The organism is Solibacillus sp. FSL W8-0372 (assembly GCF_037969735.1).
GTDB lineage: Bacteria > Bacillota > Bacilli > Bacillales_A > Planococcaceae > Solibacillus > Solibacillus faecavium.
In genome coordinates, this window is the sequence record NZ_CP150204.1 from 1,590,200 (window position 1) to 1,605,844 (window position 15,645).

A 15,645-nucleotide genomic window follows, 5' to 3' on the forward strand; every position below is an offset into this window, starting at 1 on the left:
TAGCCCTAACGTGCTACCTCCCTTATGATAGACATATAGGAGGTGGTATGGATGAGTGTGTCTACAGAATTTGCTCATGAAATTGCAGAAATCCGTTATCAATTGAGACTAATAAAAGATGGCGATGTCTACGAGAAAGTAGGTTCAGGTGCATATAGCGCAACTAGAGTCGAAAAAATCGAAAAGATATTTGACGACATGATTAATCGTTTAGACAAAGGATTACCTTCTGAAAGTTCATCAGCTATGAATGAAATATTTAAAAAAGAAGATTAGAAATTTAAGCATTCTCTTGCGAGGGTGCTTTTTAATTTGCGAAAAAAGGAGCTTGATATGTATGGGAGGAATTGAATTGGGATTTTTAGACGTTGCACATTTATATTTGTTTGGCGGGGTTAAATTTTTACATTTATTATTATTATTAATGGGGTTAGACATCATCACAGGAATTTTTAAAGCTCTTAAAAACGGAAACCTGTGGAGCCGGAAAAGTTTATTCGGGTATGCCAGAAAAATTCTAGTTTTAATTGTAATCATAGTTGCAAATATTATTGACCAAGTATTGTCGTTGGGGGGCACATTAACCTTTGCGACAGTGCTTTTTTATATTGCAAATGAAGCATTATCCATCACGGAAAATATGGCGGAATTAGAGGTGTTAGTCCCCCAAAATTTGGCGGAAAAATTAAAGGTAATCGAATCCACTAAGCATGAAAAAGAAAGTCTGGCCACAGAAGTATTGGATGAACTAGTAGGAAGTAATGTGGACAAGAAATTGAAGGATGGTGATAAATGATGGAATGCGTAATATGCGAAAAAGAGATTGAACCATTAGAAAAGTACAACGGTGAGCCAATGTGTAAAGAATGCTACCATGCACCTGAAAATGAGGTGTTTACAGATGAGTAAAAAACTGAAGATCTTTATCGATCCCGGGCATGGTGGGCATGATCCAGGAGCAATCGGGGCGAAATCAATAGAAGCCGAAAACGTTCTTAAAGTTGCTTTAGCGCTTGAAAAGAAGTTAAAGGCACAAGGGCATCAAGTGAAGCTTTCGAGACGTACAGATACTTATCTGACACTTAAACAACGCGCAGACTTAGCGGATGCGTGGGGAGCAGACATATTCATTTCTCTACATGACAATAGCGCTGTAAACAAAACGGCGACCGGCTTTGAAACGTTTATTTACAATGGGGAGAACGTTAGTACAAACTCAATTAAACTTCAACAGCACGTGCATAAAGCTATTATAAACGGTATTGGACTACGTGACCGTGGATTGAAACGCGCTAACTTTGCAGTTTTACGCTTAACGAGTATGCCGGCGTTGTTAATCGAATACGGCTTCATCAGTAATATTGAGGATGAAAAAATTATTGCTTTTGAAATCGATAAGCAAGCGCAATTAACTTTTAAGGGTATCAATAGCTATTTAGGGGTAAAAGCAAAGCCGATTACCTCAACCCCAACATTAAAGCCTGAACAAACAACAGACCTTAAAGAGGAGAGTGGAGAAATCATGTTAACAGAAACAGGACGTAATGAAATACGCGATTTATTAAAAAAAGCACGCAAACTAACGTTTACGGTCAATGGCAAGAGCGAGCCTTTAATCAATCCTACTGTACACACAGATGCCAAAATTAATCAATATACCGATAAACAATTACTCAGTTACCAGGCAGCCATTATTAACCGTACTTTCTAATTAACCTATTAAATATTTCAATGGGATTAGAAACTTAAAAAAAATTAAAACCCGTTACTTTTATAGTAGCGGGTTTAAGGTATTTTGTCTTAAAAAATGGAACAATTAGTTAAAATGTGATATTGTAAGGTAAAATGTTACAAAAAAAGATACATCCTGGAAAATGTATCTTGGTGTTGCTATAGAAATAATAAACTAAGAAAATAATAACATAATTTTATTGAATTGTCGATTCTATGGCCACCCGTTTAAAAGAAGGGTAGGATATAATGGCGAAATATGATAACATTCCAAAGAAATATTTAAATCAGTTTGCAAAGGTAAATAGTGTTGTATATAAATCGAAATCTCCAGAGGATATTGAGGAAGAGTTGTTGAATAAAGGTAAGGAAGATGAACTGATTTATTTAAATGAACAATTTAAATTCCCTGCGAATTACTTGTCTATTTGTAAAGTAGAATCTAATTTTCCAGATAAATCGAATACTCCGGAAAATTTTATAGAAACATTAATTACAGAGAGAATTATTCATATTTCACAAGTAAATTCTGAGTGGCAACCTCAATATACACCTGAAATTAAAATTTGTGCAATTAAACATGAAGGGAACTCCGTTTACATCAAATTGGTTGAAGAAAAGGTTAGTTCTAGAAGATCGGGGTATGGATCTGCAACTTCATCATACGCCCACTTAACTTCTTTAGTTATTCATTTCGGTGAGGAAGAATTAATTGAACTCAGATGTTCAGCCAGAGAAGCGAAAAAATATATGGAGTATATAATGAATTTAATGGGTTTTGCTACACCATATAAATGGTTTATGGTACCTAAGTTAACAAGGGCCGCTGCAGAACAACTATGTAAACTTCTTGCTGCAGGTATTGCATCTAAGCATATTGCATTGCCTACTAATGTAGGAAGCTTGAAATTTAATGCGAAAAAGAGTATAGATTTAGAGATAGATGAGGCATTTAAATCCATAACTACAGCAATTGAAGGTTTGGGCTTACCAACAGATGATACCATGGATGTGAATTGTTTTTATTCATATACTGATCCAAAAACCAATATAGTTATAGAAGTAAAGTTTGAGGTTAACATTAAATCAAGCTATTTTAAATTTACTTCTGCAGTGCCTGAGGCAGTGGTCGATCATGTATTAGATACATTGGTTGTAGTTAATGCTAGCAATACAATAATACCGGAAGTCGCAGCAACAGAAGCGTAGTAAAATCATGGGAGGGAGATATATGGGTTTATCGTATTTTGAAATTAATAATATTCTAAGTCGATGGGCTTCCAACTCTCCTTCTATTGTGGATTTTACTGTAGAAAATATACTTGATGCCCTGGAGTTAGATGATACCTATTATAATCAAGTATTTAAGTATTTAATGAGCAAAAATGAGTTTGAGTTAATAGCAAAGAAGATTTTACTTTGCCCTAATAACCATAAATGTGATGAGTTTTTATTAGATGAACCTGTTGAAGAAGACTACTTTGATTGTTATTCATGTAGTGAAAATGACTTTGAGCCAGAAAATTTTATTCTTGTTTTTTCATTTACAGAAGACTATTTAAAAGATGTTCAAAAAAAAAAGAGCCAAATCGGAAGAGAATACATGATGGTATAAAAGAAGTTAAGACAATTAATGAACTCATTTCCATGGGTTTATTAAAAGATGAAGGGAGATCAATTTTCGTTATGGTTAATAGTGATAACAGACAATATACATTTACTGATGTTAAAAATTCTGCTATTAGTACTGGTGATTATGCCAATAGTACTGTTACTAATAATGGTATTTCTGAAGATATATTAAAGACTTTATTAAAAGAAATTGATGCTTCAGAGTTGGAGCAAAATGCTAAGGAAGAATTGAAAGAGTTAGTGGAAACTGCTCAAGCTGAAAGTGAAGCTGATAAACCTAAACAATCAGTGATTAAAAGAATGTTAGAGGGTTCGAAAAGTATTATTGATGGTATAAATAGTTCACCTGCCCTTATTGAAACGTATACAAAATGGGCGCAATTTATTCAAAATCCCCCAACTTTATAATTAAATATGAAATTAATTTTACAAGCCCGTTACTACTGAATAAACCCAGTGGTGACGGGCTTTTTGTGTTAATGTATAACAATAAACAAAGTGTATAAAATTCAACCAATTTAGAAACTTAGCAAAAATCGGTAAAAAAATCTTTGCTGTGCGTGTTTCAAAAAAAGCAACAAAAAAGCAACATAAATTCCGAAACAATCCGAAAAAAGATGAAAAACCAATCTTTGTACAACTCGGAAAAACCTTGTTATAATGGGCATTGTGAATAGATATGAAAGAGGGTAAAAATATGAATGCTTACGATGAATACATGCGTCAAGTAACACAGCCAATGCGTACAGAGCTTGAAAATTCGGGCTTCACACAATTAACAACGGCAGATAGCGTACATGAATTCATGGCAGAAACGAAGGGGACAGCTCTTGTTGTCATTAACTCAGTATGTGGTTGTGCGGCAGGTTTAGCACGCCCGGCTGCCCGTGAAGCAGTGGCGGAGGTAAAACCGGACCAATTAGTAACGGTTTTTGCTGGTCAAGACCCTGAAGCAACAGCAGCGATGCGCGGCTATTTTGATGAAGTGCCACCAAGTTCGCCTTCTATGGCCATTTTAAAAGGCGGTCAATTAGCATATTTCATTCCACGTGAACAAATCGAAGGCTTCCCAATGGAGCAAATTCGTGATCATTTAGTAGATGTGTTAAAGCAAGTATGCGCCGATTAACAATCGTCACGACTGCAGGTAGACCAGACGAGCAATCGCTAAAATTAGCTGAATTGGCAAGTCAGGAACTAAATGCAGAAATTATACCAAGACAAAAACGTTCTGTACGTAAACTTGCTGAAATTTATGATGCGAACGTAATCGTTGCGGGTAAAAATCGTTATGAATACTATGCGAAAGGTGCCGAGGCGCCTTTCTTTTTTCATCCGAATTCAGCTGCCTTTCGATTAAAACGTGTCGCTCGTGGTGAAGAAGAGCCATTACTTACAGCGTCTGCTTTACAAAAAGGCGATACTTTTTTAGATTGTACGCTCGGAATCGGATCTGACAGCTTATTAGCAGCATTTGCAGTAGGTGAAACAGGTAAAGTGACGGGTTTGGAAATAGATAAAAATGTAGCGTTTATTGTGAAAACAGGAATGCAAACATACGATACGACCGAACTTCCGTTAACTGGCTGTATGCGAAATATCGAAGTCATACATTCTACAGCGCTAGAATTTTTAAAAAAGCAGGAAGATGCCAGCTTTGATGTTGTATACATGGATCCAATGTTCGAGGAAGTCATCGAGGAATCGACAAATTTCGAAGCATTACGCTTTGCAGGTGACCATATACCGTTAACGGACGAATGGGTGACAGAAGCAAAGCGGGTTGCTAAAAGAAGAGTTGTTTTAAAAGCACATTATAAATCGGATTGGTTTGAACGGTATCAATTTAAACGGGATGTCCGATTAACTGCAAAATTCCATTATGGTGTTTATATAAAATAAATGCGTTGAAGTTCCTTTAGAAGAGCTTCAGCGCTTTTTTTTTGCATGTATATGTGGGTGGAAGTTGCATATAAATAAGAACATCTTCATACTTTACATACCCCTTATAGGTATGATAATGTAAAAATAAGTAAGGGGGATTGATTGCATGATTCATGAAAACAATGAAATATTGGACACTCTTGAAGTGAGCTGTCGTAAAAGTCATCATCCTGAACCAATCAAAAAAGATTTGACGACAAGGTTAAATCGTATAGAAGGGCAAATTCGTGGGATTAAAGGTATGATTGAGAAAGACATTTACTGTGATGATGTCATTACACAATTATCGGCCACTCAATCGGCTTTAAATAGTGTCGCAAAGATTTTGCTGGAAGGTCATCTAAAAGGCTGTGTAGTCGATCGTTTAAATGAAGGCGATACGGAAGTATTAGACGAGCTAGTCGTTACAATTCAAAAAATGATGAAAAAATAAGGAGTGTTCGAGAATGGAAAACGTAATTTTAAATGTAAATGGTATGACATGCGGGCATTGTGTAAAAGCTGTAGAAACAAGTGTTGGCGCATTAGCTGGTGTACAGGAAGTAAAAGTTGACCTGGCTGAAAAAAAGGTAGCAGTTGCATATAACGAAGATACTGTGACTGTGGAGCAAATTAAAGAAACAATTGATGAACAAGGATACGATGTAGTTTAAATGGTAAGGTTCTCTATATTAATAGTAGAGAACCTCTCTTTTTAAAAGTTTTATACCCCCAATAGGTATAGGTGAGGTGGAAGTATGACAAAGGAACTGACTGTACAAGTGACGGGCATGACATGTGCAGCTTGTGCAACGCGCATTGAAAAAGGCTTAAACCGAATGGATGGTGTCAAATCTGCCAATGTCAATCTAGCTATTGAAAAAGCGGCTGTCCAGTATGATGAAACGGTACTGAAGCCACTGGAAATCGAGAAAAAAATACAGGCTCTTGGTTATGATGTTGTAAAGGAAAAAGTCGATTTTACAATCGAGGGGATGACATGCGCTGCGTGTTCGGCAAGAATTGAGAAAGTTCTTGGAAAACTTGATGGTATTTCAAATGCAAATGTGAATCTGGCATTGGAAAAAGCGACAGTAGAGTTTAACCCTTCCGAAGTTTCCGTTACAGATATTATTGCACGCATTGAAAAAATTGGTTTTGGTGCACAGCCAGTAGTTGAAGGAAACCCGGTCGATCATCGGGAGAAGGCAATCCAGCATCAAACTATTAAATTCATAGCAGCAGCCATACTGTCATTACCACTTTTATGGACGATGGTAGCTCACTTTTCGTTTACAAGCTTTTTATATGTTCCGGATCTTTTAATGAATCCGTGGATACAGCTTAGTTTAGCTACACCAGTCCAATTTATAATCGGCTGGCAATTTTACGAGGGTGCCTATAAATCGCTACGAAATGGTTCGGCCAATATGGATGTGCTTGTTGCCATGGGGACGAGTGCAGCGTATTTTTATAGTATTTATCAAATGCTGGCACATCCAAGTGGCCATATGCCGCATTTATATTTTGAAACGAGCGCTGTACTAATTACGTTAATTTTATTAGGTAAATTATTTGAAGCTCGTGCAAAGGGGAAATCTTCACAAGCTATTAAACAATTAATGGGCATGCAGGCAAAATCGGCTCTTGTGATTCGCGATGGAGTTGAACAGTTAGTTCCACTAGAAGAAGTACGAATAGGCGATCACATCAGAGTCAAGCCTGGTGAAAAAATCCCTGTCGACGGGGAAGTAATATCCGGGATCTCGGCTGTTGATGAATCTATGCTGACAGGCGAAAGCTTACCGATTGAAAAAAGTGAGGGGCATCTTGTATATGGTGCAACCCTTAATAAAAATGGTTCAATTGAGATGAAAGCGTTAAAGGTAGGTCATGAAACAGCACTTGCGCAAATCATTAAAATCGTCGAATCTGCACAAGGCTCCAAAGCACCGATTCAACGACTTGCGGATAAAATATCAAGTATTTTTGTACCGGTAGTTATTGGAATTGCTGCATTAACGTTTATAGCATGGTGGTTAATCGGCGGAGAATTTATCCAGGCATTCGAAGCGACGATTGCCGTACTCGTTATCGCTTGTCCATGTGCACTAGGATTGGCAACACCGACTTCAATCATGGCCGGCTCAGGGCGTGCAGCGCAATTCGGCATCTTGTTCAAAGGTGGCGAACATCTGGAACAAACCGGTTTTGTCGATACTGTTGTCGTGGATAAAACAGGAACGGTTACAAACGGTAAGCCTGTTTTAACGGATGTGGTTATGTTCAATGGCTTTAATGAAAATGATGTGCTAAGCATTGTTGCAGCAGCAGAAAAACAATCAGAGCATCCTCTAGCAGAAGCAATAGTAGAGGGAGTATTACAGCGCGGTATTGAGTTGCCGACAGTTTCAAGCTTTCAGGCGCTTCCGGGGCTCGGTATTGAAGCACAAGTGAATGACAGTGAAGTAGTTGTTGGGACGAGAAAACTATTACGTCAACGACAAATTGATATGAATGATCAAATTGAAACGCAGATGGTTTCGTTTGAGCAACATGGAAAAACAGCTATGCTAGTGGCTATAAATCATCAATTAGCGGCGATCGTTGCCGTTGCGGATACCGTAAAGGAAACATCTGCAGAAGCGGTAAACCGTTTACATGCGCTAGGTCTGAAAGTCATTATGCTTACGGGTGATAATGAACGTACGGCTCAAGCGATTGCAGCTGAAGTGGGTATTGATGAAGTCATCGCAGAAGTACTTCCAGAGCAAAAGGCACAGCAAATCGAAAATTTACAGCAGCAAGGTCTTAAAGTAGCGATGGTTGGTGACGGAATTAACGATGCCCCAGCTCTTGCTGTCGCACATATTGGTATGGCGATTGGCACAGGAACAGACGTCGCAATGGAAGCGGCCGATATTACATTGATCCGCGGGGATTTAAACAGTATTGCAGATGCGATATTAATGAGTCGTAAAACGATGACGAATATTAAGCAAAATCTATTTTGGGCATTTGCCTATAATGTGATCGGAATACCGATTGCTGCATTTGGTTTCCTCGCTCCATGGGTAGCAGGTGCAGCGATGGCATTCAGTTCTGTATCCGTTGTGTTAAACGCATTAAGACTGCAACGCGTGAAACTGTAAAAATTCCCACTTCCTGAATAAAGAAGGCTAATGATTCATAAATAACAATATATCTATTATAAAAAGCAGTATAGGTTTTGAAAATGATTGTAGTGGAATCTTACTATCGAAGTGTTAAATGGATATAACAGAATAGCACTCTAATTTCTCACTCCATCTTTTTTAAAAATAAACCAATAATGATAGGAGCCATCAATATGAAGGAAGATTCAAAGGTATATGATGTCACGATTATCGGTGGAGGCCCTGCAGGTATGTTTACGGCATTCTACGGAGGCATGCGCCAGCTTGAAGTTAAGTTAATTGAAAGTCTATCCCAATTAGGTGGACAGCTTGCTGCTCTTTATCCAGATAAATATATTTATGATATCGCAGGATTTCCGAAGGTGCGAGCGCAGGAACTTGTAAATAATCTAAAAGAACAAATGTCAGCTTTTGACCAAGCGATCGTAACTGGACAAAGTGTTGAAGGAATTACTAAGTTGGAGGATGGTACATTTAAGCTGACAACGAACGAAGAAATCCATTATTCAAAAACAATCATTATTACAGCAGGTCTTGGTGCATTCCAGCCAAGACAGTTGGAAGTTGAAGGTGCGGAATATTACGAGGGTAAAAACCTTCATTATTTCATCAACGATATAAATGAATTTAAAGGAAAGAATGTAGTCATTTTCGGCGGAGGTGACTCAGCTATCGACTGGTCGCTTATGCTTGAGCCAATTGCTAAAAAAGTTACGATTGTTCATAGACGAAATCAATTCCGAGCACATGAGCACAGTGTTGAAAATCTGTTCAAGTCAAGTGTAGACATTAAAACACCTTATATGCCTAATGAGTTGTTTGGCGATGAAAACGGTATTAAACAAATCGTCATTGTCAATGCAGATGGCGAAAAAGAAACACTCGAAGTTGATGACATCATCGTAAACTATGGATTTAAATCCTCATTAGGTCCAATCAAAGAATGGGGTTTGGAAATTGAGAAAAATTCCATTATCGTCAACTCTAAAATGGAAACAAATATCGAAGGAATCTATGCTGTTGGTGACGTTACAACATACGATGGGAAAGTGAAATTGATTGCAACTGGATTCGGTGAAGCGCCGGTTGCAATCAATGCGGCACGATTGTTTATTGATCCAACAGCAAAAAAACATGTACCGCACAGCACGGACCTTTTTAGTAAAAAATAGTATAGACAGGGGAGAAGAGACACAATTTTGATTTGTGTCTCTTTTTTTATTCATCAGGAAAAGAGGAGACCTTTACCTATTACTTTCTGAAAATTCCATTTTTCGTTATGATATATGAAGCAGGAAAAATAATCAGATATTCAAGGGAGTGCTTAAACTATGGAATACATCACACTTAATAATGGAGTAAAAATGCCGATTGTTGGTACCGGTACAAATACGTATGGAAAAGAAAATAACGAATTTAAAGGAGCATTAAAAAATGAAATTCCTGAACTCGTATCAGCACTTGAGTTGGGATATCGATCAATAGACGGTGCTATTATGTATAACAACGAAGAGCTTGTCGGAAGAGTTTTAGCAGAAAGTAATGTGCCTCGAGAAGAGTTATTTATTACGACAAAAGTTCCGGCGAATGAAGAATATATTTCTTCAAAGGAAGCGACTAGAGCAGCTATCGATTCTAGTTTAAAAAATTTCCAAACAGATTATCTGGACTTGCTTCTAATTCATTTCCCTATTGAAGACAAGGAACAGTTAAAAAATACTTGGAAAGTCTTTGAAGAATATTACGAGGCAGGTAAACTAAAAGCAATCGGCGTTTCGAACTTTGGAAAAAGCCAGCTAGATGAATTGAAAGAATTCGCGAAGGTGAAGCCAGCAGTTAACCAAATACAAATTAATTTGAAAGAGAAGAACAATGAACTTCTTGCCTTATTAGAAGAAGAGGGCATTACACCTGTTGCATGGGGACCGATGAAAACGGAAGCTCATCAAAATGAGGTGTTGGATGAAATCGGTAAAGCGTATGGAAAAACTGGCGCACAAGTATTACTAAAATATCAAATTGCGCGTGGTGTAATCGTTATTCCCAAATCACACAACCATGAAAATCAAGCAGCGAATCTAGATCTTTTCGATTTCGAATTAACTGCAGCAGATGTAGAGAGAATTGAAAGTCTATAAATGTGAAGAAGCGTCTCCTAGTTTGGAGACGCTTGTTTTATCTAGTTTAGTAGTTTGGTTTTCATTTTCTAATAACCGGGTTGGATTTTCTAATATCGTGGAAAATGTGCTAAAAAAATTTCAGTTTTTAATATATCCGTACGATGTGCTAATAAGCTGTTGAAATGTGCAAATATCGCCCGAAAATCTTCTAATATTCAGCCCGGAGTTTCTAATATCTAATCAAAATGTTCTAATAAAAAATCCCTGTTTTCCCTTGAATCCCTTAATAGTAAAATGTTTTAATCAAGGTAGATTTCTTCTAACTCAAAGTCATTACGATTTTTATAAACCTTTATTCTCATGAAATAATCATCTTCTGATAAGTCATTCCATATCTCGGCAATATTCCCTTCTCTGCGCTGTTCATTTTCAATTATGTTAAATGAATCTTTCTCATTAAGAATAGCTTCTTTAACACCAAAGTCTCCTTCTACAACTACAACAAAGTCATTATTATCTTGTTTTAATTCTCTAATTTCAATTGTTCCAAAATATATAATTGAGACATAGTAATAATAAAGAAAAATAAATAATAGCACGCTCAAGATTATTATTATTTTCCCTTTTCCTATGATCTTCCTTCTTTTATTTACCTCCATTTAACCGCCTTCTTTCCACCGTCTTCATCACCTACCAACCTGCCAGTTAGTTGATAATTACCATTTCGCAATATTTAAGTAATTTTAGCATGGATTTCCGGTCTTTTTACCAGTATCAAATAAAAAAGTAGATGAATATTAAATCCTTTTTATGTATTTAATAGTTAAACTAAATATACAAGAAAAATGTAAATGTTTGGGTGGTGATACGGGTTGGAGGATAAAAGACTTATAAGGCAAATACAGCAAGGTAATAGTGATGCGCTCGATACAATAATCAGGAAATACTATAACGATATATACAGCTATTGTTTTAGAAAAACAGCAAATACTTCTGTTGCTGCCGATTTAACGCAAGAAGTGTTTTTGAGGCTTGCAAAGTATATACATAACTATGTTCATAAAGGTAAATTTAGAAATTACCTTTTTATTATAGCGAGAAACATATGCCATGATTATTACAAAAAGAAGGGAGCTGTTGTTGAAGACATAGATTTATTGGATGTTCCAGATCGTGATAGTAATTTCAAAAGATTAGAACAATCAGAGATTATTATAAAGGCATTAGGAAGTTTGCCAGATATTCAAAAAGATGTGATTATTCTACGCTTTTATCATGATATGAAACTAAAGGAGATATCCGAAATAACAGGAGCTTCTCTTGCCACTACGAAATCAAGATTAAAACAAGGGCTGGATAAATTGAAAAAAATCTTAAATAGGGAGGACGTATTTTGAAGAATAAAAAGATAAAAGATACATTAAAAAATTATCAGGTTCCTCAAATACCTAATTTAATGGTTGATAAAACGGTACAGCTTGCCAAACGGGAATTTGAAAAAACGCCTATTCGTTACAAAATGCCATTTAGAGAATTATTTATAGGGCAGATAAAATATATTTCTTCTTACATATGGATTGTTCAAGCGATACTCCTTTTACTCATTTTATTATCCATGTCACTCTCAACCCATGGTATCGATGATCATCAAACAATTATTACGATACTTTCTATCGTAGCTCCGATTATTGCAGTAGTTGCAATACCCGAACTCGCAAAAAGTTTTAGCTATAATATGTGGGAAATCGAATCTACTAGCAAGTTTAATCTCCAAAAGTTAATTGCTATACGCCTAATGATAATAGGACTAATCGACTTATTGATTATAACGATACTAATAGCTACGACTAGTATTTTTTATGAAATTAGTTTTGTAAATGGTGTGCTGTATTTACTTGTTCCGTTTAATTTCGCAAATAGTATCTATTTGTTTTTACTTAGAAAATTTCATGGGAAACAAGTTGTTATCAGTTGTTTAATTGCTAGTTTAATTATTGCAATTGTACTGGGATCCCTTTCTGTGTTTAATGTATGGTATTTACTTACATCAACATTTATGTGGATTATTTTGTTGGTTTTTTCAGTAGGTACTTTATTCATTGAAATAATTAAGTTAATTAAAGCAACTCAAGGTGGAGGGGAAATGTTATGGAACTATCAATAGAAAAAATTTGTAAAAAATATGAAAATAAGACTGCTGTTGACGCATTTACAACTAAATTTAATGCAGGGGTTTATGGATTACTTGGTGCGAATGGGGCGGGAAAAACAACACTATTGAAGTTAGTCACTGGCATATTAAAACCGACAGCTGGCAAAATAAAATACAATGAAACAGAAATAAATAAGCTCGGTGAAGATTATCGGGACATATTGGGGTACCTCCCTCAAAACTTTGGCTACTATCCCGATTTTAAAGCATTTGATTTTCTTATGTATATTGCTTCTTTAAAAGGAATTCCTCATTTCAAAGCGAAGCAAAAAAGTTTAGAATTGATGGACTTAGTAGGTCTAATTGATGAAAAAGACAAAAAAATAAAAACATTTTCGGGTGGAATGCGGCAACGATTAGGAATTGCTCAAGCAATGCTAAATGACCCGAAAATATTAATATTGGATGAACCGACTGCAGGCCTCGATCCAAAGGAAAGAGTTCGCTTTAGAAATCTTATCAGTTCGTTAAGCAATGATAGAATTATTATTTTATCCACACATATAGTTTCTGATGTTGAGTATATTGCAGATGAAATCATTGTGATGAAAACAGGGAAGCTTTTACACAAGGGAAGCGTTAAGGAAATTACACGTAGTATAGAAGGCTATGTATGGGAAGGTATAGTAACAAAAGATGAAGCAAATGAATTAGGACAAAAATTTACTATCAGTAATTTAAAACATGAAAATGACATGGTCTATATTAGAATTGTTTCTGAAAAAAAGCCCTTTAATCATGCAATTAATAGCGTCTCTAATCTTGAAGATCTGTATCTTCATTATTTTGAGGAAGGTGAAATGAAATGAGGGGACTTATTTCGTTTGAGCTCAGAAAAATTATCCGAAAGCGCAGTACAATCTTAATAATAATTACAGCACTCATAATAAGTCTAACTTCAATTTTCTTTGGCGCAATGACTGAAACCTCCTACATTACAGAAACAGAAAAAATAAAGGGTTTTCAAGCCATTGAAAATGAAAGAAATCGTCAGGGACAATTAAGTGGCTACCTCAATGAGGATTATATTAACCAAATAAACATTGAAGCTGCTCAAAAAAAACCTGAATATTGGGGTATTTTACCAGTTATAGGTGTGCAAGAAGAGCGGTTGCCTAATATAATATCGGACTTAAATTCGGGTAATTTGGATGGTATCTATGACAATATACTAAAGGGGCCTGCAACAGATAAGGCAAGGCCTGTTGGTACGAGTAGTCAAGTGGATCAACTACTAAACATGTATGAGCAAGTTCAAGTACCTTTCTATTTCGACTATTACGATGGTTGGGAAAGAATGAGTTCAAGTTTTTCAATATTCTTAGCTTTAGTTGTAAGTGCGATCATTGTTATCAGTTTATCTCCTGTTTTTTCGGACGAATACAGTCAAAAAACAGATGCAATTATTTTAACGACAAAGTATGGAAAAAATAAAGTGATCGTAGCAAAGTTAATAAGTTCATTTATTTTCACACTAGTCGTTTATTTATTCTTTGCAACGGTAAATTTTATTCTTCATGCAGCAATTTACGGGTTAGATGGGGGGAATGCTAATATACAGCTTCATAGCTGGTATTATCAATCTCCTTATAATTTTACCTTTTTAAAATTAAATCTGTTTTCAATGGGTTTAAGTTTGATAGGACTGGTATTTATGGCAGCAATCACTTTGTTCATATCTTCCAAAGCAAAAAATCCATTTATAACTGTTATTTTATCTGCTGCAGTCCTGTACATTCCTAAAATAGATGTATCGGAGATTTCTTATACGGCACATATTTTACTTGGTTTGTTCCCTATAAATATGATGAATGCTGCAGAACACTTTGAACTTGGCGTGTTTTATAACCTTTTTGGTTTTTCTGTAGTGCAACCCATCATGATGATTTTTACTGCTGTCATTATATCTATTTTGCTAACTGCTTTGACATATAAGTCTTTTAAAAATCATCAGATATAAATATAAAATCAGAAAAGCCTAATTCCTCAACCTTTATCTAGGAACTAGGCTTTTTCATAGATAGTATAGGGAATATTAAATAACCATTAAATCCACCTATCAAGAAATAATTTACAGACACAAGAATCTATTCTCTCCGCATAACAAAACTCAAATGTCTCCCTGTACCGCGGTCTTGGCGATGGGAAAATCCTTCATCATCCATAAACGTGCACATGCGGTCAATTGTAATATTCTCTTCAGGAACTCCTGCGAGCATACATTGCTTTTTCACGGTTAACTGATTATCGATATGGAATTTACCTGTATCTTCATTCCAGTACATAAAATCATCCGCATAGCCGAGCGCTTTGAATTTCTCCTGCACATCTGCATCCACTTCAAATTTTTCCTGGCTAATTGCAGGTCCGATTAATACTTTTAAATCACTCAAATCACAATTTTCCTCTGTTTTTAAATGCTGGAGCAGCTTTAAAGTAATCTCTTTAATCGTACCTTGCCAGCCAGAATGAACGGCACCGACTAATTTAGTTTTTTCATTATAAAATAAGACTGGTACACAATCGGCAGTAAAGCTTGAGATCACGACATTCGGTTCATACGTATAGAGGGCATCGGTATCGGAAATGGCTGTAGAATTATCTATTGTCCCTTTGCCAATTTCTGATTTCTCAACGCGGAAGAAGTTGGCACTATGTGTTTGGTTGGCGCACACAAACCTTGATAAATCAGTTTGCAGCAGTGATGCGAGCTGCTGGCGGTTTTCGATAATATTGGCTTCGTTTTTGCAAACATGCAGGGCCATATTATTATCCTCGGCAAATGCTGAATCTTTGAGTGTAATACCCATTACTCGTTTTTCATTATTTTCATAAAATTTTACTTTCATTT

19 protein-coding genes are annotated in these 15,645 nt (G+C 36.1%); 17 read left to right on the forward strand and 2 right to left on the reverse strand.

Going from position 1 to position 15,645, the window contains the following annotated elements:
- Positions 1 to 51: 51 nt before the first annotated feature.
- The 13 genes from MKY13_RS07845 to MKY13_RS07905 all read left to right on the forward strand — a co-directional run bounded on the left by MKY13_RS07845 (position 52) and on the right by MKY13_RS07905 (position 10,600).
- Positions 52 to 276, forward strand: coding sequence for a hypothetical protein (locus MKY13_RS07845; RefSeq protein WP_339216304.1), 225 nt, complete (start codon positions 52 to 54; stop codon positions 274 to 276).
- 61 nt (positions 277 to 337) lie between these two features.
- On the forward strand, positions 338 to 796 hold the full coding sequence (locus MKY13_RS07850) for a phage holin family protein (RefSeq protein ID WP_339216306.1): 459 nt from the start codon (positions 338 to 340) through the stop codon (positions 794 to 796).
- Positions 797 to 901: 105 nt separating this feature from the next.
- Positions 902 to 1,711, forward strand: a complete 810-nt coding sequence (locus tag MKY13_RS07855) for an N-acetylmuramoyl-L-alanine amidase (protein ID WP_339216308.1) — start codon at positions 902 to 904, stop codon at positions 1,709 to 1,711.
- Positions 1,712 to 1,980: 269 nt separating this feature from the next.
- A complete protein-coding gene (locus MKY13_RS07860) occupies positions 1,981 to 2,940 on the forward strand; it encodes a hypothetical protein (RefSeq protein WP_339216310.1) in 960 nt (319 codons plus the stop codon).
- A gap of 22 nt (positions 2,941 to 2,962) precedes the next feature.
- Positions 2,963 to 3,346 carry a hypothetical protein gene (locus tag MKY13_RS07865; RefSeq protein ID WP_339216312.1) on the forward strand — a complete coding sequence of 128 codons (384 nt, stop codon included), beginning with the start codon at positions 2,963 to 2,965 and terminating at the stop codon, positions 3,344 to 3,346.
- Positions 3,347 to 3,378: 32 nt separating this feature from the next.
- Complete coding sequence (locus MKY13_RS07870) at positions 3,379 to 3,771, forward strand: hypothetical protein (RefSeq protein ID WP_339216314.1); 393 nt, start codon at positions 3,379 to 3,381, stop codon at positions 3,769 to 3,771.
- A 289-nt stretch (positions 3,772 to 4,060) separates the two neighbouring features.
- Entirely contained in the window at positions 4,061 to 4,492 is a 432-nt protein-coding gene (locus MKY13_RS07875; RefSeq protein WP_339216316.1) for a BrxA/BrxB family bacilliredoxin, read from the forward strand.
- The gene (locus MKY13_RS07880; protein ID WP_339216318.1) at positions 4,480 to 5,265 is read left to right on the forward strand and encodes a class I SAM-dependent methyltransferase; all 786 of its coding nucleotides are present in this window, start codon (positions 4,480 to 4,482) and stop codon (positions 5,263 to 5,265) included. Before MKY13_RS07875 ends, MKY13_RS07880 begins: the two co-directional genes overlap by 13 nt.
- A 148-nt stretch (positions 5,266 to 5,413) precedes the next feature.
- Positions 5,414 to 5,740, forward strand: coding sequence for a metal-sensitive transcriptional regulator (locus tag MKY13_RS07885; protein WP_339216320.1), 327 nt, complete (start codon positions 5,414 to 5,416; stop codon positions 5,738 to 5,740).
- 13 nt (positions 5,741 to 5,753) lie between these two features.
- Positions 5,754 to 5,960, forward strand: coding sequence for a copper chaperone CopZ (copZ, locus tag MKY13_RS07890; protein WP_191699178.1), 207 nt, complete (start codon positions 5,754 to 5,756; stop codon positions 5,958 to 5,960).
- Positions 5,961 to 6,044: 84 nt separating this feature from the next.
- On the forward strand, positions 6,045 to 8,438 hold the full coding sequence (locus MKY13_RS07895) for a heavy metal translocating P-type ATPase (protein WP_339216323.1): 2,394 nt from the start codon (positions 6,045 to 6,047) through the stop codon (positions 8,436 to 8,438).
- A gap of 197 nt (positions 8,439 to 8,635) precedes the next feature.
- Positions 8,636 to 9,634, forward strand: coding sequence for an NAD(P)/FAD-dependent oxidoreductase (locus tag MKY13_RS07900; protein WP_339216325.1), 999 nt, complete (start codon positions 8,636 to 8,638; stop codon positions 9,632 to 9,634).
- A 159-nt stretch (positions 9,635 to 9,793) separates the two neighbouring features.
- Positions 9,794 to 10,600 carry an aldo/keto reductase gene (locus tag MKY13_RS07905; protein WP_339216326.1) on the forward strand — a complete coding sequence of 269 codons (807 nt, stop codon included), beginning with the start codon at positions 9,794 to 9,796 and terminating at the stop codon, positions 10,598 to 10,600.
- Between the two features lie 281 nt (positions 10,601 to 10,881).
- Here MKY13_RS07905 and MKY13_RS07910 read toward each other — a convergent pair whose 3' ends face one another.
- Positions 10,882 to 11,241 carry a hypothetical protein gene (locus MKY13_RS07910; RefSeq protein ID WP_339216328.1) on the reverse strand — a complete coding sequence of 120 codons (360 nt, stop codon included), beginning with the start codon at positions 11,239 to 11,241 and terminating at the stop codon, positions 10,882 to 10,884.
- Positions 11,242 to 11,454: 213 nt separating this feature from the next.
- Between MKY13_RS07910 and MKY13_RS07915 the strand changes: the two genes are divergently transcribed.
- From MKY13_RS07915 to MKY13_RS07930, 4 genes are read left to right on the forward strand one after another with little or no spacing between them, the layout of a single operon-like run.
- Complete coding sequence (locus MKY13_RS07915) at positions 11,455 to 11,979, forward strand: RNA polymerase sigma factor (RefSeq protein WP_339216330.1); 525 nt, start codon at positions 11,455 to 11,457, stop codon at positions 11,977 to 11,979.
- Complete coding sequence (locus MKY13_RS07920; RefSeq protein WP_339216332.1) at positions 11,976 to 12,746, forward strand: hypothetical protein; 771 nt, start codon at positions 11,976 to 11,978, stop codon at positions 12,744 to 12,746. The genes MKY13_RS07915 and MKY13_RS07920 overlap by 4 nt, the downstream gene beginning before the upstream one ends.
- Complete coding sequence (locus MKY13_RS07925; RefSeq protein ID WP_339216334.1) at positions 12,731 to 13,603, forward strand: ABC transporter ATP-binding protein; 873 nt, start codon at positions 12,731 to 12,733, stop codon at positions 13,601 to 13,603. The genes MKY13_RS07920 and MKY13_RS07925 overlap by 16 nt, the downstream gene beginning before the upstream one ends.
- Complete coding sequence (locus MKY13_RS07930; protein WP_339216335.1) at positions 13,600 to 14,754, forward strand: hypothetical protein; 1,155 nt, start codon at positions 13,600 to 13,602, stop codon at positions 14,752 to 14,754. The genes MKY13_RS07925 and MKY13_RS07930 overlap by 4 nt, the downstream gene beginning before the upstream one ends.
- A 127-nt stretch (positions 14,755 to 14,881) precedes the next feature.
- Here MKY13_RS07930 and pgeF read toward each other — a convergent pair whose 3' ends face one another.
- Complete coding sequence (gene pgeF, locus MKY13_RS07935) at positions 14,882 to 15,643, reverse strand: peptidoglycan editing factor PgeF (RefSeq protein WP_339216336.1); 762 nt, start codon at positions 15,641 to 15,643, stop codon at positions 14,882 to 14,884.
- Between the last annotated feature and the right edge of the window lie 2 nt (positions 15,644 to 15,645).